This is a genomic window from Thalassobacillus devorans, assembly GCF_011761345.1.
Lineage (GTDB): Bacteria > Bacillota > Bacilli > Bacillales > Halobacillaceae > Thalassobacillus > Thalassobacillus devorans.
The window spans coordinates 971,790-994,081 of record NZ_JAASRY010000001.1; the positions used below are offsets into that span (position 1 = coordinate 971,790).

Below are 22,292 nucleotides of genomic sequence, written 5' to 3' on the forward strand. Positions count from 1 at the left end.
CAACATTCAGATATTGAAAAAACAGAAACGCCAGAAGAATCTAGGCCTGCAGAAACAGACTCTATACCAGATGATCAACCAGTTGTGGAGGAAGAGACAGGAATCGAGGAAGAGGACACCGAAGAAGAACCTGTAAAACAACTGGATACTACCCCAGAGACTAAAGAGCAGCTCGAAGAGCCAGAGGCTGCTCCGGCCCTTCCTGTCGAAGACGAGACGCCTCAGGTGGAAGAACCGGAAACAGACCATTCTGCACGAGAGAAATCAATTGCGGCTAAGTTCCGTATCGGTCTGACAAAAACGAGGGACTCCTTCTCTGGAAGGATTAATGATCTGGTTGCCCGTTACCGCACGGTCGATGAAGATTTTTTCGAGGATTTAGAGGAAATCCTTATTTCTGCTGATGTCGGCGTTACCACGGTAATGGAAATGATTGATGAGCTGGAAATGGAAGTAAAGAGACGGAATATCAAAGATACTAGACAAGTAAGGGAAGTTATTTCCGAGAAGCTTGTTGAAATCTATTATGGCGATGACGACAGCGAAGAAATGGAAGAATTGAATATTAATCATGATGGTTTGTCGATCGTCCTGTTTGTCGGAGTTAACGGCGTTGGAAAAACGACTACGATTGGTAAACTTGCCCACCAGTTAAAAAGCGAAGGAAAAAATGTCATGCTCGCGGCAGGGGATACGTTCCGTGCCGGGGCCATTGAACAGCTGGATGCCTGGGGCGAGCGAGTTGGCGTCAATGTCGTGAAGCATAGCGCCGGAAGTGACCCGGCTGCAGTCATATTTGATGCCATCCAGGCAGCCAAATCCCGAAACGCAGACGTCCTGCTATGCGATACTGCCGGACGACTTCAGAACAAAGTCAATCTAATGAATGAATTAGCTAAAGTGAAACGTGTCATCGAGCGGGAAGTGCCAACTGCTCCTCATGAAGTACTCCTTGTGCTGGATGCGACTACCGGACAGAATGCGATGAGTCAGGCGAAGACATTCTCGGAAGCTACTGCTGTATCGGGAATTGTGTTGACGAAACTGGATGGTACAGCTAAAGGGGGAATTGTGCTTGCAATTCGTAATGAGCTGGAGATTCCTGTTAAACTGGTAGGGCTTGGTGAGAAAGTCACCGATCTTCAACAGTTTGATGCCCATGCATTTGTCTATGGCCTGTTCGCTGATATGGTGGAAGCCCATGATGAAGAAAAAGAGCAGTGATGCTTGACAGCTATGCCTTTCATTCTGTAATATTCATATATGTAAAGGCATTTCACTTAACAAGGAGTGGTTGCCGTGCTGGAGAAGACGACCAGAATTAATTATCTTTTTGATTTTTATCAGACGTTGCTGACACCTAAACAACGGAACTATATGGAATTGTATTATTTAGAAGATTATTCTCTTGGTGAAATCTCTGAGACATTCCATGTCTCGCGGCAGGCTGTCTATGACAATATCCGCCGTACAGAAGCCATGCTGGAAGAATACGAGGAAAAATTGAACTTGTATGCGAAGTTCCAGGAAAGGCAGCAATTGATTGAAGAGCTGCAAGGTAAACTCACAGATCAGAAAGAAGTTCTGGATTCACTCGAACGATTAAAAGACTTAGATTAGGAGGGCTCCTTCTATGGCATTTGAAGGTTTAGCCGACCGTTTACAAAATACAATCCAACGGATCAAAGGTAAAGGGAAGGTAACCGAACAAGATGTAAAAGAAATGACCCGGGAAGTCCGTCTTGCCCTCCTTGAGGCAGACGTCAACTTCAAGGTCGTCAAAGACTTTGTCAAACGCGTGAAAGAGCGGGCCATCGGTCAGGAAGTAATGGAAAGCCTGACACCAGGTCAGCAGGTAATCAAAGTGGTTAAAGAAGAATTGACCGATTTGATGGGCGGTGACGAAAGTAAGATCGCAGTTGCCAAGCGCCCCCCGACCGTCATCATGATGGTCGGTCTTCAAGGTGCCGGTAAGACGACCACTACCGGGAAACTTGCCAACCACCTGCGTAAAAAACACAATCGTAAACCGTTACTTGTAGCGGCTGACGTTTATCGTCCTGCAGCCATCAATCAGCTTCAGACACTCGGCAAGCAATTGGATTTGCCTGTCTATGCAAAAGGTACGGATGCCGATCCGGTTGATATTGCCAATGAAGCGATCGCCGAAGCGAAAGAAAACCACAATGACTACGTCATCATCGATACGGCTGGCCGTCTTCATGTTGATAGCGATTTGATGGGAGAACTGCAGCAAATCAAAGAAAATGTCCAACCGGATGAAATCTTCCTTGTCGTCGATGCCATGACCGGTCAGGACGCTGTCAATGTTGCTGAAAGTTTTGATGAACAGCTGGAAGTCAGTGGTGTTGTATTGACGAAACTTGATGGGGACACCCGTGGTGGTGCCGCATTGTCCATTAAGGCTGTAACAGGCAAACCGATCAAATTCGCCGGTATGGGTGAAAAACTCGATCAGTTGGAAGCCTTCCATCCTGAGCGGATGGCATCCCGTATTCTTGGTATGGGAGATGTGCTGACCCTGATCGAAAAAGCTCAGGATAGTGTAGACGAAAACCGTGCGAAAGAATTAGAACAGAAAATGCGCTCGGCTTCTTTCACCTTTGATGACTTTCTGGAACAAATGGGACAAGTCCGAAGCATGGGACCATTGGATGAACTACTCGATATGATTCCAGGAGCCAACAAGATGAAGGGTCTGAAGAATGCGCAAATTGACGACAAACAAATCTCGCATGTAGAAGCAATCATCCAGTCAATGACGAAGAAAGAACGGCAGGATCCATCTCTAATGAATGCAAGTCGTAAACGCCGGATCGCTAAAGGTTCCGGAACATCCGTATCTGAGGTCAACCGACTTCTGAAACAGTTTGAAGAAATGAAGAAAATGATGAAACAAATGACCAACATGCAAAAAGGAAAAAAAGGCAAGGGAATGAATTTTCCGTTCATGTAATGGAAAAATCCTTTACACACAGAAAAACATCTGCTAAAATCTAAACTTGTGCGAAACATTAATAATTTATGGAGGTGCTTAAAGATGGCAGTAAAAATTCGCCTAAAGCGCATGGGATCAAAACGTAACCCATTCTACCGTGTAGTTGTAGCTGATTCACGTTCTCCTCGTGATGGACGTTTCATTGAACAAATTGGCACATATAATCCAGTAGCTAACCCAGTTGAGGTTGATATTGATGAAGAAAAAGCTTTGAACTGGATGACTAATGGTGCTAAGCCAAGCGACACGGTTCGTAACCTATTCTCAAATGAAGGCATCATGACGAAGTTCCACGAAGCAAAAAACCAAAAGTAAAGTAGTGGTGATACCATGAAAGCCTTGATTGAAACTATTGTCAATCCGCTAGTCGATTACCCGGAAGACATCCAGGTAGACGTCAAAGAAGAGGAACGCAAAATCGTTTATCATTTGACGGTTAACCAGGAGGATGTCGGCAAGGTGATTGGAAAGAACGGTCGGATAGCAAAAGCGATCCGGACAGTTGTTTACGCAGCAGGGTCAGACTCTAAAAAGAGAATTTACTTGGATATCATGTAATGAGGGAGAGGGAGCAATTACCTTTCCCTTTTTTACAATTTACTTTTTAATTTATTGATGTATGGAACCAGAACGGAAAGCTTTGAGAAAAAGGGGCAGGAACATGAAAATTATTAAAAAAATTCCTGTAAAACAAGTACTGACTGCAGACAGTAAAGAACAGCTGTCACATGATTTCCAATCAAGATATCAAAGATATGACCGTGAATGCCAGCAGCTGCGTTTTGAACAGCGAAAGCTTGAGAAAAGAAGTGACATCTCACCAAGTGAAATTGAAAAACGGTTTACACAGGAAATCAAACTTCGCAAAGAAAAGATGAACTGGGTAGAATATAAACTCCAGCAACTAGAAATACTGCCAGAGGGCAGCGAATTGTTCATCGAAGAAGTCGAAGCGATTGTTGAAGTAACCGAAGGTGCCAGATGGGATGAAATATACGAACATCAGACAATCGTCATAAAAGATGGAATAGTAATTCAAGCGAGGTAATGAAATGGAACTGCAAATGTACAATGTAGGGAAAATTGTCAATACGCACGGAATCAAAGGAGAAGTGAAAGTGATTCGCATCACCGACTTTGACGATAGGTTCCAGCCAGGAGCGCCTTTGTATTGGGTGAAGGACGGCGGGAAACCGGAGAAATTGATTGTCTCCGGTCACCGTGAGCATAAAGGGTTTGATCTGATCACGTTTGAAGGACTCCCGACAATCAATGATGTCGAGCGCTTAAAAGGCGGCATCCTTCAGATTCGTGAGGAGCAGTTGTCGGATTTAGAAGAGGGAGAATATTATTTCCATGAAATTATCGGCTGCCGTGTCTTCCATGTTGATGGAACAGAACTTGGAGAAGTAAAAGAAATCCTCACTCCAGGAGCGAATGATGTCTGGGTCGTAGAGCGAGAAGGAAAGTCTGATGTCCTTATTCCATATATCGATGATGTCGTGAAGCAAGTGGACATAGAAGAAGGAAGGATTGTCATTGATCCAATAGAAGGGCTGCTTGACTGATGCATATTGATATTCTGACGTTGTTTCCAGAAATGTTTGAAGGCGTATTGAATAACTCTATTTTGAAAAAAGCGCAAGAGCGCGATATTTTCAGTTATGATTTCATCAACTTCCGGGATCATAGTAATAATAAACACCAGAAGGTTGATGACTATCCATACGGTGGAGGTGCCGGAATGGTGCTTACTCCCCAGCCGCTGTTCGATGCAGTGGAAACGGTAAAGAAGAAACGGAACTCGAAGCCTCGTGTCATCCTGATGTGCCCACAAGGAGAGACACATACGCAGAGTAAAGCATTAGAGCTTTCCGAAGAAGAGCATTTAATTTTTCTATGTGGCCATTATGAAGGCTATGACGAACGTATCCGTCAGCATATCATTACGGACGAGCTGTCTATTGGTGATTATGTACTGACAGGTGGAGAGCTTGGTGCGATGGTTGTGATCGATTCGGTCGTACGCTTATTGCCTGAGGCACTCGGTAACAAACAGTCTGCACCGGAAGATTCTTTTTCTAATGGTTTACTTGAACACCCTCATTATACCCGTCCAGCCGATTTTAGGGGAATGAAAGTCCCGGACATATTATTGTCAGGTGATCATGCCCGAATCGAAAAATGGCGGCATCAGCAGTCGTTGTACCGTACATGGGAGCGCAGGCCAGACCTGCTAGAAGAAAGGGAATTGACCGGGGAAGAAAAATCGTGGATAGAAAAATGGGAAAATAGCTGACAGCTTGTTGCAGTAGCAAAGAATCTATGATATATTAAATTTTGTGCTTAAACGTCGGTTTAAGCGGAAAACGATGTTCCGCTGTCTCCTAGTTAGTCAAGAGCATTAGTTTGGAAGGAGTGAAATAGGATGCAAGATTTGATTAACGAAATTACAAAAGATCAACTTCGTACAGACCATCCTGATTTTCGTCCTGGTGACACTGTGAAGGTCCACGTTAAAGTCGTGGAAGGAACTCGCGAGCGTATCCAGGTATTCGAAGGCGTTGTAATCAAGCGTCAAAACGGCGGAATCAGCGAAACATTCACTGTACGTAAAATTTCTTACGGTGTAGGAATCGAGCGTACATTCCCGCTACATTCCCCACGTATCGAGAAAATCGAACGTACACGTCGTGGTAAAGTTCGTCGTGCGAAGCTATACTATCTACGCAACCTGCGTGGTAAAGCAGCACGTATTAAAGAAATCATCTAATGAACCAGGAAGGAGCTTGCAGACGCCAAGCTCCTTTTTTCTACTTGTACATTAAGAAAGCTTAACTTTGTTAAAAGCTTAAAGTAGTTCTGGAACTTAATGAAAGTTAACTTAGCAGGAACAGTTAGTTTAGAGGAAAGGGATGGCCTTCATGAAAAATGCATGGATGGAATGGATCAAAGCATTCCTGATCGCTGCCATACTAGCCATTTTGGTAAGGGTTGTACTATTTGCTCCGGTTGTTGTCGAAGGGCCATCAATGCTTCCGACATTGGAAAATAATGACCATCTGATTGTCAGTAAGATCAATTACACGCTGGGAAAGCCGGAACGCTTTGATATTGTCGTATTTCACGCCACAGAGAGACGAGATTATATCAAACGGGTAATTGGGGTTCCGGGAGATCATGTAGCTGTCGAGAATGATGAGTTGTATATCAATGGAGAAAGAGTGGCTGAACCTTACCTGAAGGAAAGAAAAGAACAGCTGGCCGAGAATCAGATTCTAACCCAGGATTTCACGTTAGAACAAGTAACGGATGAAGGGTATGAAACAGTCCCGGAAGGGCATGTATTCGTCCTGGGAGATAACCGTAATAATTCGACAGACAGCCGTATGTTCGGTGTCGTTCCTATGGATCAAATAGTCGGGGAGGCAGTATTTACTTATTGGCCACTCGATCGCATCCGGCTCGCAGATTAAGAATAAGGTGATGTTATGACAATACAATGGTTCCCTGGCCACATGGCCAAAGCAAAAAGAGAAGTAGCAGAAAAATTAAAGCTGGTCGATTTCGTCATCGAACTTGTCGATGCCAGAGCACCGGAATCATCACAGAATCCGATGCTTCAGCAATTACTTCAGACAAAACCAAAGATGATCGTTATGATGAAGAAAGACCTTGCAGACCCTAAGTTGTCTGAGCAGTGGATGGAAACATTCAAGAATGATAACGTTTCTGCGGTAGCAGTTAACGCCCAGGAAAAAAAAGATATCCAGGCGCTAATCAACCTTGCCAAGCAAATGGCTCAAGAAAAAATGAACAAAATGAAAGCCAAAGGGATAAATCCACGGCCAGCCAGAGCTATGATTCTAGGGATACCGAATGTAGGGAAATCCACTCTGATCAACCGTCTTGCCAATAAGAAAATCGCTAAAACAGGCGATCGTCCTGGTGTCACAACCAGCCAGCAATGGATTAAAGTCAAGAAGGATTTTGAGCTTTTGGATACACCAGGTATTCTATGGCCGAAGTTCGAAGATGAAGAAGTAGGCTACCGTCTTGCTGCTATCGGTACGATTAAAGATCAAATATTACCGATTGAGGATGTAGCAGCTTATATATTAGACTATCTGAAGAATTTTTATCCCGATCTTTTAAAGGAAAGGTTTGGTTTCTCGAATTTTGAGGACATGATCGAGGCTTTCGAAACGATTGGGAAACGGCGTGGCTGCCTGGAAGCAGGAGCACGTGTCAATTATGAGAAAACGGCCGAAGTCATTATTCAGGACCTGAGGTCAGGCAAACTGGGCCGCATTACCTTCGATGTTCCCACAGAGTAATAGTATAAGAGCGCATTTTTGACCTCAAAAGTGCGCTTTTTTCTTTGATATTAACTCGGTAAAATCCCGTATTGATTTTATATATAAGCTCCCTTTAATTGAAGGCTCAGTTTCGAGAGAAACTGTTTCCGTTATGGATGAGAGCCTCTGGGGGTCCGGGAAATCACTCGCTTTCCGTGGGCATGTGGTGAGCTTCCTCAGGCTTCGCCTTGCGGGATCTCACCGCTCATGTTCATCCCACAGGACTTTGAATAAGCTTCTTGAATAAACACCGCACGAAGGAAATGTGTAGCATTTTCGAGGAGTCTCGCAATTTCCCGGACCTCCTTGCGTTTATAGGAGAAACGGAAACATCGTTATAGCGTTCTTCAAACAAAGAGTGAGCTAAGCATGAAATGTGAGCTTAAAACCGCGTTTTTGTTCAATAATCAATAAAAAGTAGAAGACATTTTCAATATGGTATGGGTTCGTTTCTCTTATCCTTCGGATGGGTTGGTTGGGAAACTAGGAGACTCCCGCGGGAGAAGGATCCAGGCGAGACCTCAGAAGGAGTAAAACGACTGAGGAGGCTTGCCGGTTCCCCCGCAGGAAAGAAATGAATGCGTAATCGCCTTGGGAGACACGACACGCGTAAGCAGAACAGCAAAAGGGAAGTGGTCTTTCTTCCCGTTGATGGACTGCTTATGTCGCGAGTGTCTAGGCGATGGAGCTGGAAAGCGAGTAGTTTCCCAGCCAACCCTCCCGCTATTAAGGTAAAGAACCCTTGGTATCTTCAAATCAAGTCTTCGACTTTTCGGGCGTTCAATGGAATAAACCTCTTGTGATAGATCAATAACGTTTAACAGAGTCTTGATATTAAAAAGAAACTTCCGATAAATAGAATAAGGATAGGAGAATGTACGGTGGGGAAATGGACGATTGCACAAGTGAAAGAAAAGCTGGCAGGAAGGCAGTTAGCTGAGCATGAATGGACAGCATTAAAACAGGACACTCGTAAAGGAGTTCAAAAATTACTCCTCCAGTATGAACGCTTGTTAGAAAAAGAACAATTACTAAAAGTTAAATATCAAGAGATGATGGCTTTTGAAAAGAAGCAATACCAGGCTGGCAAACAATATGTAGCCGGTGTTGATGAGGCTGGAAGAGGACCGCTTGCCGGACCGGTAGTAGCCGGTTGTGTCATTTTACATAAAGATTATTATTTAGAAGGCTTGAATGATTCAAAACAATTATCACACGAAAAAAGAGAAATGTTGTTCGAACGCATTACAGCCGATGCTCTGGCCTATGGAATTGGCGAAGTAACAAATGAGGAAATTGATCGCTACAACATATATGAAGCAACGAAAATGGCCATGAGACGAGCGGTGAGCAACCTGGGAATCACTCCTGATCATTTATTAATTGACGCAGTCAAACTTGAGGGAATGCCTTGTACAAAAGAGGCTTTAATCAAAGGAGACCAAAGAAGTGTGTCAATTGCGGCAGGAAGCATTGTCGCAAAAGTGACAAGGGACCGAATGATGGCAAAAATTCACGAAGAGTTTCCAATGTATGATTTTCAGTCAAACCAGGGCTATGGCACAAGTACTCATATGAAGGCTTTAGAGCAATTCGGCCCTTCCCCTTATCACAGGTACAGTTTTTCTCCAGTGGCAGCAGCAATCCGGTCTTAAGGGAGGAACTTAGCATTGAAAGGTATAGCATCAGGGTTATTTCAGGCATTACAACGAGTGACCAGTGTTAACAGGCCAGGGCTGGTTCATGGGCAGGTGTTATCAGGGCGCGTGATAAAGCTGATGCCAAAAAATACGGCAGTCATATCGTTAGGAAATCAACAAGTGACTGCCCAGTTGCAAGCACCTGTGACATCTGGGAAGAAGTATTTATTTCAAATTCTTTCCCTGGAAGATAAAATCCAATTGAAAATATTAACGAAACAATCGAAAGAGTACAATGATGACCCTAAACAGGTGTTAGATCGACTTGGGGTAGCAGCGACTGCAGATAACAAACGTCTGGTGTCATTACTAGTAGAGCGGAACCTTCCTTTCCGTCAGTCAGCATTGAAGCAGGCCTCATCCCTCTTACATAAGACAAGTGATAAACAAAAAACTTTGGGAGCTTTGCTTCAAGCTTTTGAAAAGCAGCTTCCTATCCGTACCGGCATCATAGAAGCCTTGACCGTTCGCCAACATGCTACTTTGTCATCCCTTCTGCAAGAAACAGAGAGGTATCTGACGGAAAAAACGTCTTTGAGCAATACGGAAAAAGCCCTTCTTCACCGCCTGGCCAGTTTGAACGGGACTCCGGGATCAGCGGGGAGAACACTTGGTATTGCGAGTCTGTTACACCAGGTGTTGAATGGCAATAAGGAAAGCTTCCTCATCTTGAAGGAGACTGGAGTACTCCCAGAAAAGGCAACATACGAGCATTTTCAAAAAAAATGGATCCAGTGGATGTACAGGCAAGGAAGTAATATTCACAAAGGAGATACGGCTGTTTCTATTTTAAATAAATTATCTGGTGCGAACCTTTCCACTATTCCTTTTGATCTGCCATCTTCTGAAAATAGCCGCATCATTTTCGATCTGCTCCAGTCAAGAAACAGTGCGAAAAGTTCAGCATCGCCTGTGACTGCCAAACAATTAAGCCCTGAAACCAAAGCTGTAATGATGGCACTTCTGCCTGAGTTTCCTCAACCGGAAAACCTTTCACAAAGAATCTCCCTTCAAGTGAAAAACATGATGCTGTTTGCAGGGCTTGATGATGAAATGCAATTGTTGAAACAGTTATCTAACCAGGAGGAACTTCAGTCAAACCACAGTATGAAAACGCTTCTGCTTCAGGCACTTAATGAACAGCAATCAGGGAAGTCGCAATTAGAACGGATGCAGCAAATTCTCCATTTTTTAAATGGGATTCAGTTGACAGCACATCAGGATAATACACAAATGGTACAGTGGAGCCTTGTATTACCCGGTACATTTATGAAGGCAAAGGATATACAGGTTAATATAGAAGGACGAAAAAATGAAAAGGGCGGGATCGACCCTGAATTTTGTCATGTTCTGTTTTATTTAGAATTAGGCAACTTAAAGGAAACAGTGGTAGATATGTCCATTCATCACCGCAAAGTATTCCTGACAGTTTATAATGAAAATAATGAGTTACTGAAAAGGACCTCCCATCTTCAGTCACAAATGGAAAAAGGGCTGGAGCAAGCGGGTTTTGACCTGGCTTCGATTCAATTTAAAAAAATCAAAAGTTCCAGTGATCGTGTTACTTATCCAAGCTACTTTTCCGAGAGCGGAGTGGATTTAAAAATATGAATGACAAACAGAAACAGGCTATGGCATTAGGATATAAGCAGGATCAGGATAATGCCCCTAAAGTTCTGGCAAAGGGGAAAGGCTATGTGGCAGCCAATCTGATTGAGAACGCAGTAAAAAACGATGTTCCCATCCAGGAGGACGCTTCCTTGGTGGAACTGCTATCCCAATTGAATATTAATGAAGAAATCCCGGAGGAGCTGTATCAGGTGGTGGCCGAAGTATTTTCTTTTATTTACAGGGCAGACCAGGAAATATAAGGGAAGGAGCTCACCTTCATTGTTTACATAATCAAGTTATGGTCCATTTGTTTCTGTATGTGACACTTTTTCGACAAGTTCCAACGGTTACTGTGGACAATTCCCGACGTTTTTTTATACAATGGTAATGCAGTTAAAATGATGGGAGGATGGAACATGAACATTCACGAGTATCAAGGGAAAGACATTCTACGCGAATTTGGCGTTTCAGTACCAAATGGTCATGTGGCATATACCGTAGATGAAGCTGTTGAAGCAGCTGAGAAATTAGGTTCAGGTGTCACAGTAGTGAAAGCGCAAATCCATGCGGGAGGCCGCGGTAAAGCCGGCGGTGTCAAAATCGCTAAAAATGCTGATGAAGTGCGTACATATGCCGATGAAATTCTTGGCAAAACGCTCGTTACTCATCAAACTGGCCCAGAAGGCAAGGAAGTAAAGCGCTTACTGATTGAGGAAGGCTGCGACATTAAGAGTGAATACTATGTCGGCCTTGTATTAGACCGCGCAACAAGCCGTGTTACCATGATGGCTTCAGAAGAAGGCGGTACGGAAATTGAAGAAGTTGCAGCAGCAACTCCTGAAAAAATCTTTAAAGAAGTCATCGACCCAGTAGTCGGATTGACTCCTTTCCAGGCCCGTCGTCTGGCATTCAACATCAACATTCCGAAAGAGCAAATTTCAAAAGCTGTTAAATTCATGATGGGGCTTTACAAAGTATTTGTCGAAAAAGATTGTTCCATCGCTGAAATCAACCCACTAGTCACTACAGGTGATGGGGATGTCATGGCGTTAGATGCTAAGTTGAACTTTGACGACAATGCACTTTACCGTCAAAAAGACGTACAGGAGCTTCGTGATCTCGATGAAGAAGATCCGAAAGAAGTGGAAGCTTCTAAGTATGACCTTAGTTATATTGCACTTGATGGCAATATCGGCTGTATGGTTAATGGTGCTGGTCTTGCAATGGCTACAATGGACACCATCAAACACTATGGCGGCGACCCGGCCAACTTCCTTGATGTAGGGGGCGGAGCAACTACTGAGAAGGTTACAGAGGCATTCAAAATCATCTTATCTGACGAACATGTCAAAGGAATCTTTGTTAATATCTTCGGTGGAATCATGAAGTGTGATGTCATTGCTGAAGGTGTTGTAGAAGCTACAAAACAGATCGGATTGACACTTCCGTTGGTCGTTCGTCTGGAAGGTACGAATGTCGAACAAGGTAAGAAAATCCTTGATGAATCCGGTTTGAACATAACATCTGCGGATTCAATGGCAGACGGTGCACAAAAAATAGTAGAACTAGTGAAGTAGAAAGGCGGGGAATCAGATGAGTGTATATGTTAATAAAGACACAAAAGTAATCGTGCAAGGAATTACAGGTTCAACAGCCCTTTTTCATACGAAACAAATGCTGGATTACGGTACGAAAATCGTAGGTGGTGTCACACCAGGTAAAGGCGGCACAGAGGTTGAAGGTGTCCCTGTATTCGATACAGTTTCAGAAGCAGTGGAAAAGACCGGTGCCAATGCTTCTGTCATCTACGTCCCTGCACCATTTGCAGCGGATGCCATCATGGAAGCGACAGATGCGGAAATGGATTTAGCGATCTGTATCACAGAGCATATTCCTGTGCTTGACATGGTGAAAGTAAAACGCTACATGGAGGGGAAAAAGACACGCTTAGTAGGTCCTAACTGTCCTGGTGTCATTACTCCAGAAGAGTGTAAAATTGGTATCATGCCTGGCTATATTCATAAGAAGGGCCATGTAGGGGTTGTTTCCCGTTCTGGTACCTTGACATATGAAGCGGTACATCAGCTTTCCGAAGCTGGAATTGGCCAGTCGACAGCAGTAGGTATCGGTGGAGACCCAGTCAATGGCACAGACTTTATCGATGTTCTGCAGGCGTTCAACGACGATGATGACACAGAAGCAGTCATCATGATCGGAGAAATCGGTGGTACGGCAGAAGAGGAAGCAGCAGAATGGGTCAAGAAAAATATGACCAAGCCTGTGGTAGGCTTCATCGGTGGACGTACAGCACCTCCCGGAAAACGTATGGGCCATGCTGGTGCCATTATTTCCGGTGGTAAAGGTACAGCTGACGAAAAGATCCGTGTCATGAACGAATGTGGCATCAAAGTGGCGGAAACACCATCTGTCATGGGTGAGACATTGATTGAAGTATTAAGTGACAACGGTCTTTATGACAAGTGTAAAACACATTAATTTCATGTTTGAGATCGTGCATGGCATCTTCATGCACGATCTTCTTTAAGTTGAACATAAATCTATCGTAAATTTCATAGCTTCCATCTCTTCTATTTAAAAAAGATTTTCCCCTTTTTTCTTCCACTTATAATAAACCTCGCCAATAATTTCACCACTAAAACAGGAGTGATTGGTATTGAATGATCAAGATACACGACGAAAATTGTTGGTTTTTCTTTACAATAATGACTACGCAACACGCCCCTTACTTCGAAGAATCCTCCTTCATGATCCTGGATTGACCTCTGTTTTTCAAATGTCTTCAAAAGATATTTCTTCCCTTTACAAAATACCCTTCCAACGAGCGCAAGCTTTTCATGACCAGCTTCAATCTGATACAAAAAGGTATAAAAGTGAACAATTTATGAAAGAATTCTCTGTGATAACAATTTTCGATGACGACTATCCCATCCTGCTTAAAAATATTCCGGATCCTCCATATGTGCTTTATCTGGCTGGTAACCGAAAGCTGTTGAACCATACACCATCGATCAGTGTAGTAGGTACGAGGAAACCGACGAAGTCAGCTTATCCATCAATGGAACAGGTCATTGCTCCACTGATCGAATCAGGCTGGAGGGTTGTCAGCGGGCTTGCTGCAGGGGTAGACAGGTTTGCACACCTCTTGGCTTTGCGCTATCATGGTACAACAGTCGGGGTGATTGGTTCTGGCTTTTATCATATGTATCCAAAACAGAACATATCCTTATTTCAACAAATGGCTGCTTCTCAATTGGTAATTTCAGAATATGCCCCGGATGTTCGTCCACAAAAGTATCATTTTCCCGAAAGGAACCGGATTGTGAGCGGTTTGTCAGCAGCTACTTTAGTAGTGGAAGCGAAGGCTCGAAGTGGTTCTTTAATAACGGTGGATCAGGCATTGGAACAAGGAAGAGAAGTTTTTGCGTTTCCTGGTTCACTTTTGAATGAAAATAGTGAAGGATGTAATCGCATGATTCAGGAAGGAGCGAAATTGGTTCTAAATACCCATGACATATTAGAATCATGGCCGAAATAAAACTCGGTTTACTGTCGAAATATGACGGATAACCACTTTTAATAGCTTAAGTTAAAAAAATTCTGACCAATCATGTTTGACAAATGAAAAGAAAGTATTTAATAATAGGGAAAGTTTATCAAAGAAATTGCATAAGGTGCACACACCTCTATGGGAGGAACAGTAATGGCAGATTATCTAGTTATCGTCGAATCACCTGCAAAAGCCAAAACAATCGAGAAATACTTAGGAAAAAAGTATAAAGTAAAGGCTTCTTTAGGCCATATCCGTGACTTGCCTAAAAGTCAGATGGGTGTAGATGTCGACAAAGAATTTGAACCAAAATATATAACGATCCGCGGGAAAGGTCCCGTGCTTAAAGAATTGAAAACAGCAGCTAAAAAAGCCAAGCGTGTCTATCTCGCTGCCGACCCCGATAGAGAAGGGGAAGCGATTGCCTGGCATTTGGCTCATAGCCTTGAAATAGATGATAAAACAGAATGTCGTGTGGTCTTTAATGAAATTACGAAAGACGCCGTAAAAAATTCATTCAAGAATCCCCGCACCATCGATATGGACCGTGTCGATGCTCAGCAGGCGAGGCGTATCCTGGATAGATTGGTAGGGTACAACATAAGCCCGATCCTGTGGAAAAAAGTTAAAAAAGGCCTGAGTGCCGGTCGTGTACAATCGGTCGCGGTCCGGTTGATCATCGATAGAGAGAACGAAATTAACAAGTTCAAGCCTGAAGAATATTGGTCCATCGACGGCTCTTTCCTAAAAGAGAAGGAAAAATTCTCTGGTGCCTTTTATGGGGTAGACGGGAAAAAGCAGGAATTGAAAACCAAACAGGACGTGGACCAGGTTCTTCAGAAAATGAAGGGCAAGGATTTCCAAATTGATAAAGTGAACAAACGGGAACGCAGAAGAAACCCTTCGGTACCGTTTACGACTTCTTCGCTTCAACAAGAGGCGGCGCGGAAGCTGAATTTCCGTGCAAAAAAGACAATGATGATCGCCCAGCAATTATATGAAGGTATTGAACTGGGTAAAAAAGAAGGTACCGTTGGTTTGATCACCTATATGCGTACAGACTCCACCCGTCTATCGGAATCGGCTCAGAACGAAGCGAAAAGCTATATCGAGGACAAGTTTGGTAATGAGTACCTGGGCGGTGGTAAAAAGAAGAAACAGAAGGAAGGCGCCCAGGATGCCCATGAGGCCATCCGTCCGACCTCTGCCGTACGTGATCCAAAAAAAATGAAAAGCATCTTGTCCCGGGATCAATATCGACTATATAAGTTGATTTGGGACCGCTTCATCGCTAGCCAGATGGCGCCTGCAGTTTTGGATACGATGACTGTGCATATGACCAACCAGGGGGTTGAGTTCCGTGCTACTGGCTCAAAGGTGAAATTCCAGGGTTTCATGAAAGTATATGTGGAAGGCCGGGATGACAACAAAAAAGAGGAAGATAAAATGCTGCCGGACCTGGAAGAAGGAATGACCGTCAAAGCAGATGAGATCGAACCGAACCAGCATTTTACCCAGCCGCCTCCCCGTTACACGGAAGCGAGATTGGTCAAAACATTGGAAGAGTTGGGAATCGGAAGACCTTCCACCTATGCCCCGACTTTGGATACCATTCAGCGCAGAGGCTACGTCGCACTCGATAATAAACGATTTGTGCCAACAGAACTGGGCAGTATCGTTCATGAATCCATCGAGGAATACTTCCCGGAGATTATTGATGTCGATTTCACTGCCAAGATGGAAGAAGATCTCGATGCAGTGGAAGAAGGAAACGTAGAATGGGTAAAAATCATCAAAGACTTTTACACAGGATTTGAACCTAGGCTTGAAAAAGCTGAAAAAGAGATGGAAAAAGTAGAAATCAAAGATGAACCTGCGGGCGTTGACTGTGAGAAGTGCGGGCATGAAATGGTTTATAAAATGGGACGCTACGGAAAGTTCCTTGCTTGTTCCAACTTTCCTGACTGCCGGAACACAAAGCCGATTTTAAAGAAAGTCGGCGTCACCTGTCCGAAGTGTAAAGAGGGAGAAGTAGTGGAAAGGAAAAGCAAGAAACGCCGGACTTTTTATGGCTGCGAACGTTATCCTGATTGTGACTTCATTTCCTGGGATAAGCCGATCAGCCGTCCTTGTCCAAAGTGCAGCTCCCTGCTTGTTGAGAAAAAGTCGAAAAAAGGTGTACAAATTCAGTGTACGGAATGTGATTATAAAGAAGAACCTCAAAAGTAAGCGCAATATTTGCGCTTGCTTTTTCTTTTTGGTATGTATGATAGAGTGAAGAATGATTGAAATATCTTATTGACACTAGTTGACCGTATCGATATAATTACCGAATGGTAAGTAGATATACTTGACACGAATATGAAAGGAGCATATCTAATGACGACACAACATGTGACAGTAATCGGCGCCGGTCTGGCCGGAAGTGAAGCAGCATGGCAGCTTGCCAAGCGAGGCATCCAAGTAAATTTGTACGAAATGCGGCCATCGAAACAGACCCCGGCTCACCATACAGATAAATTTGCAGAGCTCGTCTGCAGTAACTCCCTGCGGGCCAATGCCCTGACCAATGCAGTGGGGGTCATTAAAGAAGAAATGCGCAGTTTGGATTCTATTATCATTCAAGCGGCTGATCAGTCACAAGTTCCTGCTGGAGGAGCACTTGCTGTGGATCGCCATGAATTTGCGGGCTATGTGACCGAGAATGTTAAAAACCACCCGAATGTAACGGTATATAATGAAGAAATTGGGAATATCCCTACAGATGCCCCTGTAATTGTTGCAACCGGCCCATTGACTTCCGAGTCATTATCCAACCATTTAAAAGAAATGACTGGTGAGGAATACTTATACTTTTATGATGCAGCTGCTCCGATTATAGAAAAAGATTCGATTGATATGGACAAAGTCTATCTGAAATCACGCTACGATAAAGGAGAAGCGGCATATCTAAACTGCCCGATGACAGAAGAAGAATTTGACCGATTCTACGAAGCTCTGACTTCTGCCGATACCGTACCATTAAAAGAGTTCGAAAAAGAGATTTTCTTTGAAGGCTGCATGCCTATCGAAGTGATGGCCCAGCGCGGGAAAAAGACTATGACATTCGGCCCGTTGAAGCCTGTAGGTTTAGAAGACCCGAAAACAGGTAACACTCCTTATGCAGTCGTCCAATTACGTCAGGATGATGCAGCTGGAACATTATATAATATGGTAGGTTTCCAAACCCACCTGAAATGGGGAGCGCAAAAAGAAGTGTTCCGAATGATCCCTGGTCTGGAAAACGCTGAAATTGTACGCTATGGCGTCATGCATCGGAATACATTTATCAATTCTCCAAATTTACTTAAAGCGACTTATCAATACAAAGATAGAGATGATTTATTTTTTGCGGGGCAAATGACAGGGGTGGAAGGTTACGTTGAATCTGCGGCTGCAGGTCTCATTGCAGGCATCAACGCTGCTCGCCTGGTCGAAGGGAAAGAGCCTGTTGTGCTCCCGCATGAAACCATGATGGGAAGCATGGCTCATTATATTACAACGACGAGCCCGAAGAACTTCCAGCCGATGAATGCAAACTTTGGTCTTATTAAACCGCTGGATAAAAAAATCAAAAATAAAAAAGAAAGAAATGAAGCATACGCTAACAGAGCCTTGGACACAATTCAGAATTTTGTTACAATTTAGTTAAAACGATTGCGTTAATTGATTGAATTGTGTTAAAATTTAAACGCCTTGAAGAGGTGGATATATGGACGACTTACAAACAGAAAAACTACTTTTTCTGGAATATCTGCAAATTGAAAAAAATGCATCTTCATTAACCATTCAACACTATGAGAAAGATGTCGATGCATTTTTTCTTTTTATGCAAACAGAAGGTATAGCCAGTATCAAAGAAGTGGATTACCCTTTGATCCGGATATTCCTGACTCAGTTATACCAGCAGAAGCTTTCACGCAGAAGTGTATCAAGGAAGCTTTCCTGTATGCGGTCGTTTTACCGGTTCCTGGAGAGGGAAGGCAAGGTTACCCATAACCCATTCCTCAATGTTTCGCTGCCAAAGGAAGGTAAACCGATTCCGGAATTCTTTTATGAAGAAGAACTGGAGCGGTTATTTTCTGTGAGCGATTTGACTGATCCTCTTGGGCAAAGGAATCAGGCTTTACTTGAATTGATGTATGGGACAGGAATGCGTGTCAGTGAATGTGTCGCTACCAAAGTGGAGGATATAGATTTTTTTATCGGTACTATTTTGGTAAGGGGAAAGGGTCGGAAGGAAAGGTATGTACCCTTTGGCCAGTTTGCCGAAAGGGCATTGAAGAAGTATATCGAGGATGGACGCGTAAGTCTATTACAAAAAAGCAAAGCCCAGCCAGTTCAGCTGTTTTTGAATGCAAAAGGCGGGGCCCTGTCTGATCGCGGTGTACGCCTTATCCTGGATAAACTGGTTGAAAAAGCTGCCATGACTGTCAACATACATCCCCATAAATTAAGGCATAGCTTTGCGACCCACATGTTAAATCAAGGTGCTGATCTACGGGCAGTCCAGGAGCTGCTTGGCCATGAAAATTTATCATCCACACAGATTTATACTCATGTGACGAAGGACCATTTGCGTAAAATATATAGGGATAGTCACCCGAGAGCGAATAAATAGAGGTGAGAAGAGGATGAGTGAACAATTTCATGCAACGACAATTTTTGCTGTACAGCACAAAGGGCAATGTGCGATGAGCGGCGACGGCCAAGTGACACTTGGCAACCAGGTAGTTATGAAACATACCGCGAAGAAAGTAAGACGTTTGTTTAAAGGGAAGGTTCTGGCGGGTTTTGCCGGTTCCGTAGCCGATGCTTTCACACTGTTTGAAAAGTTTGAAGCCAACCTGGAAGCTTATGATGGCAACCTTGCCCGGGCAGCGGTGGAATTAGCCAAAGAGTGGCGAAGCGATAAAGTGCTTAGGAAGCTGGAGGCCATGTTGATTGTCATGGATAAAGACAGCATGTTCCTGGTGTCTGGTACGGGAGAAGTGATTGAACCGGATGATGGCATTCTTGCTATTGGTTCCGGAGGCAATTATGCCTTAAGTGCCGGTCGGGCACTGAAACGTTATTCAACGGAAAAGAGTGCCAGAGAAATCGCCCAGGCAGCATTAGAAATCGCTGGAGAAATTTGTGTCTTCACGAATGACCAGATTACCCTAGAGGTCATTGAATAAGGAGGCTGGTGGAATGTCATTTGAATTAACCCCCAGGCAAATTGTAGAAAAACTGGATCAATATATTATTGGCCAGAATGATGCCAAAAAATCAGTTGCTGTAGCATTGCGGAATCGTTATCGCCGTATGCGGCTGGATGATCAGCTGCGGGAAGAGATTGTGCCTAAAAACATTTTGATGATTGGTCCCACTGGTGTCGGAAAAACCGAAATTGCACGCAGACTTGCCAAACTGGTAGGGGCACCGTTTGTCAAAGTGGAAGCTACTAAATTCACGGAAGTAGGCTATGTCGGACGGGATGTCGAATCAATGGTAAGAGATTTGATGGAAACCGCAGTCCGGATGGTAAAAGAAGAGAAGATGGAAGCCGTTAAAGGTCGCGCCGAAGAACAAGCGAACAAGCGGCTTGTAGAGTTGCTGGTCCCATCCAGGAAGAAGCAGGCGAACTTCAAGAATCCTTTTGAAATGCTGTTCAATCAGCAAGGCGGTCAAGAAACCCAGGAAACTCCGGGTGATGAAGAAGCGGAAGTTGAAAGTAAACGGAAGCGGATAGCCCAGCAGCTGGCAATGGGTGAGTTAGAAGACCGCATGGTCAATGTAGAAGTGGAAGAACAGCACCCATCTATGTTTGATATGCTTCAAGGTTCAGGTATGGAACAAATGGGGATGAATATGCAAGATGCTATGAGTCAATTCATGCCGAAGAAAAAGAAGAAACGTCGCCTATCTGTATCGGAAGCCCGAAAAATACTGACCCAGGAAGAAGCGCAAAAATTAATTGATATGGATGAAGTCAGCCAGCAGGCTATTGAAAAGGTAGAACAATCTGGCATGATCTTTATCGATGAAATCGATAAAGTCGCCGCTAAAAGTGATAATCAGGCGAATGTTTCCCGGGAAGGTGTCCAGCGGGATATACTGCCGATCGTAGAAGGATCAACTGTTGTGACGAAGCACGGGCCTGTAAAGACGGATCATATTTTATTTGTTGCGGCAGGTGCTTTTCATATGGCTAAACCTTCTGATCTTATTCCTGAACTGCAGGGAAGATTTCCGATTCGTGTAGAATTGGAAAAACTTACAGTAGAAGACTTTAAACGGATTTTGAGAGAGCCTTCCAATGCACTTTTAAAACAATATGAAGCTTTATTGGAAACAGAAGGTATAAAGGTTGAATTTTCTGACGAAGCTGTAACTAAGCTAGCAGAAATCGCCTTTGAAGTTAATCAGGACACAGATAATATCGGCGCACGAAGACTGCATACGATTCTTGAGAAATTGCTGGAGGATTTATCGTTTGAAGCTCCCGATGTAACGATGGATACGATAAAAATCACCCCACAATACGTCGATGAAAAACTTAGCAGCATCGTGAAAAATAAAGATTTAAGCCGGTTTATTCTTTAGTAAGCGAGTAAAGTTAGGAGGAAGAGAAACATGCAATTATTAGAACGTGCCAGAAAAATCAACTCTATGTTACAGAAAACAACAGGGAAATCAGTTAATTTCAATGACATGTCAGCCACTTTGCGCGATGTCATTGGTGCCAACATTTTTATTTTGAGTCGCCGAGGTAAGCTATTAGGTTTTGCGATCAAACAGGAAATTGAGAATGAGCGTATGAAAGCGATGCTTTCAGAACGTCAGTTCCCGGAAGCGTATACCCAAAATCTATTCACCATTCAGGAAACAACTGCTAATATCGATATTGATAGTGAATATACCGCATTTCCTGTAGAAAACAGGGAACTTTTTGAAAATGGTCTCACGACTATCGTACCGATTATCGGAGGTGGGGAACGCCTTGGAACGTTGATCCTAAGCCGCCTGAGTGACAGTTTTGAAGAAGATGACCTGTTGCTTGCTGAATACGGTGCTACTGTTGTAGGGATGGAAATCCTTCATGAAAAGACGGAAGAAATCGAGCAGGAAGCAAGAAGTAAGGCTGTTGTTCAGATGGCGATCAGTTCCTTGTCTTATAGTGAACTGGAGGCGATTGAGCACATTTTTGATGAGCTGGAAGGTAACGAAGGGCTGCTTGTTGCCAGCAAGATCGCGGATCGTGTCGGCATCACCAGATCCGTCATCGTTAACGCCTTACGTAAATTGGAAAGTGCCGGGGTTATAGAATCCCGTTCCCTTGGAATGAAAGGTACCTATATCAAAGTGCTCAATAACAATTTCTTAGTAGAACTTCAAAAACTTCGTACAAATTAATAAGAAAGAACAAAAAGTACAGTTTCGTGAAATAACTTACAAGCTCAGAGTCGATAATGACTCTGAGCTTTATTTATGCCGGTTTCTTATATTCCCTATATTTTTAGGCTCTGTTAAACTTTGTTGTTGATTTTTCATAACAGGTTTATTCCACAATAGGGCCGAAAAGTCGAAGACTTGATTTCGAGATATTTATTGGAGTTTAGGGGCTCCGGGAAACGATTCGCTTTCCGTGGGCGTGTGCTGAGTCTCCTCAGGCTTCGCCTTGCGGGGCCTCAGCGATCCCGCATATCCCACAGGACATTGAATTTTCATCCTGACTTTACCCACGCACGAAGAAAATGTGGATACATTTTCGAGGAGTCTCACCGTTTCCCTACGCCCCTTTGCCATAGGAAGTTCTCGAAAACGCGATTGTGAAAAATGCCCTATGATAATAGCGAGAAGACTTTGGTCCTCTTACATTCTTTATAAATGCCTGAGGGTGAAGGCTTTTTTGTACGCCCTTTCTCCTTTTGAAGGGTCCGTTTGTTACAAATTTGGCTGGATGGGCGGGGAAACGGGGAGACTCCCGCGGGAGGAGGGGCTAGGCGAGATCC

General features: G+C 43.7%; 23 protein-coding genes. All 23 read left to right on the forward strand.

Annotated features, from left to right (window positions below):
• Positions 1-267: 267 nt before the first annotated feature.
• The 23 genes from ftsY (at position 268) to codY (ending at position 21,693) form a co-directional block, all read left to right on the forward strand.
• The gene (ftsY, locus tag FHS45_RS04830; RefSeq protein ID WP_371872039.1) at positions 268-1,224 is read left to right on the forward strand and encodes a signal recognition particle-docking protein FtsY; all 957 of its coding nucleotides are present in this window, start codon (positions 268-270) and stop codon (positions 1,222-1,224) included.
• 75 nt (positions 1,225-1,299) lie between these two features.
• Positions 1,300-1,620, forward strand: a complete 321-nt coding sequence (locus FHS45_RS04835) for a putative DNA-binding protein (protein WP_062445810.1) — start codon at positions 1,300-1,302, stop codon at positions 1,618-1,620.
• Between the two features lie 13 nt (positions 1,621-1,633).
• A complete protein-coding gene (gene ffh / locus FHS45_RS04840) occupies positions 1,634-2,977 on the forward strand; it encodes a signal recognition particle protein (protein WP_062445811.1) in 1,344 nt (447 codons plus the stop codon).
• Positions 2,978-3,061: 84 nt separating this feature from the next.
• Entirely contained in the window at positions 3,062-3,334 is a 273-nt protein-coding gene (gene rpsP, locus FHS45_RS04845; protein WP_062445812.1) for a 30S ribosomal protein S16, read from the forward strand.
• Between the two features lie 15 nt (positions 3,335-3,349).
• Positions 3,350-3,577 carry a KH domain-containing protein gene (locus tag FHS45_RS04850; protein WP_062445813.1) on the forward strand — a complete coding sequence of 76 codons (228 nt, stop codon included), beginning with the start codon at positions 3,350-3,352 and terminating at the stop codon, positions 3,575-3,577.
• A gap of 103 nt (positions 3,578-3,680) precedes the next feature.
• On the forward strand, positions 3,681-4,067 hold the full coding sequence (locus FHS45_RS04855; protein ID WP_062445814.1) for a YlqD family protein: 387 nt from the start codon (positions 3,681-3,683) through the stop codon (positions 4,065-4,067).
• Between the two features lie 4 nt (positions 4,068-4,071).
• A complete protein-coding gene (gene rimM, locus FHS45_RS04860) occupies positions 4,072-4,587 on the forward strand; it encodes a ribosome maturation factor RimM (RefSeq protein ID WP_062445815.1) in 516 nt (171 codons plus the stop codon).
• Positions 4,587-5,318, forward strand: coding sequence for a tRNA (guanosine(37)-N1)-methyltransferase TrmD (trmD, locus tag FHS45_RS04865; RefSeq protein WP_062445816.1), 732 nt, complete (start codon positions 4,587-4,589; stop codon positions 5,316-5,318). The genes rimM and trmD overlap by 1 nt, the downstream gene beginning before the upstream one ends.
• 129 nt (positions 5,319-5,447) lie before the next feature.
• Positions 5,448-5,792, forward strand: a complete 345-nt coding sequence (gene rplS, locus FHS45_RS04870) for a 50S ribosomal protein L19 (protein WP_028782766.1) — start codon at positions 5,448-5,450, stop codon at positions 5,790-5,792.
• Between the two features lie 142 nt (positions 5,793-5,934).
• Positions 5,935-6,495 (forward strand): signal peptidase I, encoded by a 561-nt coding sequence (gene lepB, locus FHS45_RS04875; RefSeq protein WP_062445817.1) that lies wholly within the window; start codon positions 5,935-5,937, stop codon positions 6,493-6,495.
• Positions 6,496-6,510: 15 nt separating this feature from the next.
• Positions 6,511-7,356, forward strand: a complete 846-nt coding sequence (ylqF, locus tag FHS45_RS04880; RefSeq protein ID WP_062445818.1) for a ribosome biogenesis GTPase YlqF — start codon at positions 6,511-6,513, stop codon at positions 7,354-7,356.
• Between the two features lie 902 nt (positions 7,357-8,258).
• Complete coding sequence (locus tag FHS45_RS04885) at positions 8,259-9,032, forward strand: ribonuclease HII (RefSeq protein WP_062445820.1); 774 nt, start codon at positions 8,259-8,261, stop codon at positions 9,030-9,032.
• A gap of 15 nt (positions 9,033-9,047) precedes the next feature.
• Positions 9,048-10,688, forward strand: a complete 1,641-nt coding sequence (locus tag FHS45_RS04890; RefSeq protein WP_062445821.1) for a hypothetical protein — start codon at positions 9,048-9,050, stop codon at positions 10,686-10,688.
• Positions 10,685-10,948: an EscU/YscU/HrcU family type III secretion system export apparatus switch protein gene (locus FHS45_RS04895; RefSeq protein WP_062445822.1), complete on the forward strand. Its 264-nt coding sequence runs from the start codon at positions 10,685-10,687 to the stop codon at positions 10,946-10,948. Before FHS45_RS04890 ends, FHS45_RS04895 begins: the two co-directional genes overlap by 4 nt.
• A 156-nt stretch (positions 10,949-11,104) precedes the next feature.
• Complete coding sequence (sucC, locus tag FHS45_RS04900) at positions 11,105-12,265, forward strand: ADP-forming succinate--CoA ligase subunit beta (protein WP_062445823.1); 1,161 nt, start codon at positions 11,105-11,107, stop codon at positions 12,263-12,265.
• 16 nt (positions 12,266-12,281) lie between these two features.
• A complete protein-coding gene (gene sucD, locus FHS45_RS04905) occupies positions 12,282-13,184 on the forward strand; it encodes a succinate--CoA ligase subunit alpha (protein WP_062445824.1) in 903 nt (300 codons plus the stop codon).
• A gap of 178 nt (positions 13,185-13,362) precedes the next feature.
• Positions 13,363-14,244: a DNA-processing protein DprA gene (dprA, locus tag FHS45_RS04910; protein ID WP_229717868.1), complete on the forward strand. Its 882-nt coding sequence runs from the start codon at positions 13,363-13,365 to the stop codon at positions 14,242-14,244.
• A gap of 165 nt (positions 14,245-14,409) precedes the next feature.
• Positions 14,410-16,485, forward strand: a complete 2,076-nt coding sequence (gene topA, locus FHS45_RS04915; protein ID WP_062445825.1) for a type I DNA topoisomerase — start codon at positions 14,410-14,412, stop codon at positions 16,483-16,485.
• Positions 16,486-16,635: 150 nt separating this feature from the next.
• Positions 16,636-17,943 carry an FADH(2)-oxidizing methylenetetrahydrofolate--tRNA-(uracil(54)-C(5))-methyltransferase TrmFO gene (gene trmFO / locus FHS45_RS04920; protein WP_062445826.1) on the forward strand — a complete coding sequence of 436 codons (1,308 nt, stop codon included), beginning with the start codon at positions 16,636-16,638 and terminating at the stop codon, positions 17,941-17,943.
• Positions 17,944-18,007: 64 nt separating this feature from the next.
• Positions 18,008-18,916, forward strand: a complete 909-nt coding sequence (gene xerC / locus FHS45_RS04925) for a tyrosine recombinase XerC (RefSeq protein WP_062445827.1) — start codon at positions 18,008-18,010, stop codon at positions 18,914-18,916.
• Positions 18,917-18,929: 13 nt separating this feature from the next.
• On the forward strand, positions 18,930-19,475 hold the full coding sequence (gene hslV / locus FHS45_RS04930; RefSeq protein WP_062445828.1) for an ATP-dependent protease subunit HslV: 546 nt from the start codon (positions 18,930-18,932) through the stop codon (positions 19,473-19,475).
• A 13-nt stretch (positions 19,476-19,488) separates the two neighbouring features.
• Positions 19,489-20,883: an HslU--HslV peptidase ATPase subunit gene (hslU, locus tag FHS45_RS04935; protein WP_062445829.1), complete on the forward strand. Its 1,395-nt coding sequence runs from the start codon at positions 19,489-19,491 to the stop codon at positions 20,881-20,883.
• A 30-nt stretch (positions 20,884-20,913) separates the two neighbouring features.
• On the forward strand, positions 20,914-21,693 hold the full coding sequence (gene codY, locus FHS45_RS04940; protein ID WP_062445830.1) for a GTP-sensing pleiotropic transcriptional regulator CodY: 780 nt from the start codon (positions 20,914-20,916) through the stop codon (positions 21,691-21,693).
• Positions 21,694-22,292: the final 599 nt, after the last annotated feature.

What these genes read in the sequence shown, in the direction of transcription:
- ffh (WP_062445811.1), top strand. Translation starts at nt 1,634, where the DNA reads ATGGCATTTGAAGGTTTAGCCGACCGTTTACAAAATACAATCCAACGG.
- rpsP (WP_062445812.1), top strand. Translation starts at nt 3,062, where the DNA reads ATGGCAGTAAAAATTCGCCTAAAGCGCATGGGATCAAAACGTAACCCA.
- FHS45_RS04850 (WP_062445813.1), top strand. Translation starts at nt 3,350, where the DNA reads ATGAAAGCCTTGATTGAAACTATTGTCAATCCGCTAGTCGATTACCCG.
- FHS45_RS04855 (WP_062445814.1), top strand. Translation starts at nt 3,681, where the DNA reads ATGAAAATTATTAAAAAAATTCCTGTAAAACAAGTACTGACTGCAGAC.
- rimM (WP_062445815.1), top strand. Translation starts at nt 4,072, where the DNA reads ATGGAACTGCAAATGTACAATGTAGGGAAAATTGTCAATACGCACGGA.
- trmD (WP_062445816.1), top strand. Translation starts at nt 4,587, where the DNA reads ATGCATATTGATATTCTGACGTTGTTTCCAGAAATGTTTGAAGGCGTA.
- rplS (WP_028782766.1), top strand. Translation starts at nt 5,448, where the DNA reads ATGCAAGATTTGATTAACGAAATTACAAAAGATCAACTTCGTACAGAC.
- lepB (WP_062445817.1), top strand. Translation starts at nt 5,935, where the DNA reads ATGGCCTTCATGAAAAATGCATGGATGGAATGGATCAAAGCATTCCTG.
- ylqF (WP_062445818.1), top strand. Translation starts at nt 6,511, where the DNA reads ATGACAATACAATGGTTCCCTGGCCACATGGCCAAAGCAAAAAGAGAA.
- FHS45_RS04895 (WP_062445822.1), top strand. Translation starts at nt 10,685, where the DNA reads ATGAATGACAAACAGAAACAGGCTATGGCATTAGGATATAAGCAGGAT.
- sucC (WP_062445823.1), top strand. Translation starts at nt 11,105, where the DNA reads ATGAACATTCACGAGTATCAAGGGAAAGACATTCTACGCGAATTTGGC.
- sucD (WP_062445824.1), top strand. Translation starts at nt 12,282, where the DNA reads ATGAGTGTATATGTTAATAAAGACACAAAAGTAATCGTGCAAGGAATT.
- topA (WP_062445825.1), top strand. Translation starts at nt 14,410, where the DNA reads ATGGCAGATTATCTAGTTATCGTCGAATCACCTGCAAAAGCCAAAACA.
- trmFO (WP_062445826.1), top strand. Translation starts at nt 16,636, where the DNA reads ATGACGACACAACATGTGACAGTAATCGGCGCCGGTCTGGCCGGAAGT.
- xerC (WP_062445827.1), top strand. Translation starts at nt 18,008, where the DNA reads ATGGACGACTTACAAACAGAAAAACTACTTTTTCTGGAATATCTGCAA.
- hslV (WP_062445828.1), top strand. Translation starts at nt 18,930, where the DNA reads ATGAGTGAACAATTTCATGCAACGACAATTTTTGCTGTACAGCACAAA.
- hslU (WP_062445829.1), top strand. Translation starts at nt 19,489, where the DNA reads ATGTCATTTGAATTAACCCCCAGGCAAATTGTAGAAAAACTGGATCAA.
- codY (WP_062445830.1), top strand. Translation starts at nt 20,914, where the DNA reads ATGCAATTATTAGAACGTGCCAGAAAAATCAACTCTATGTTACAGAAA.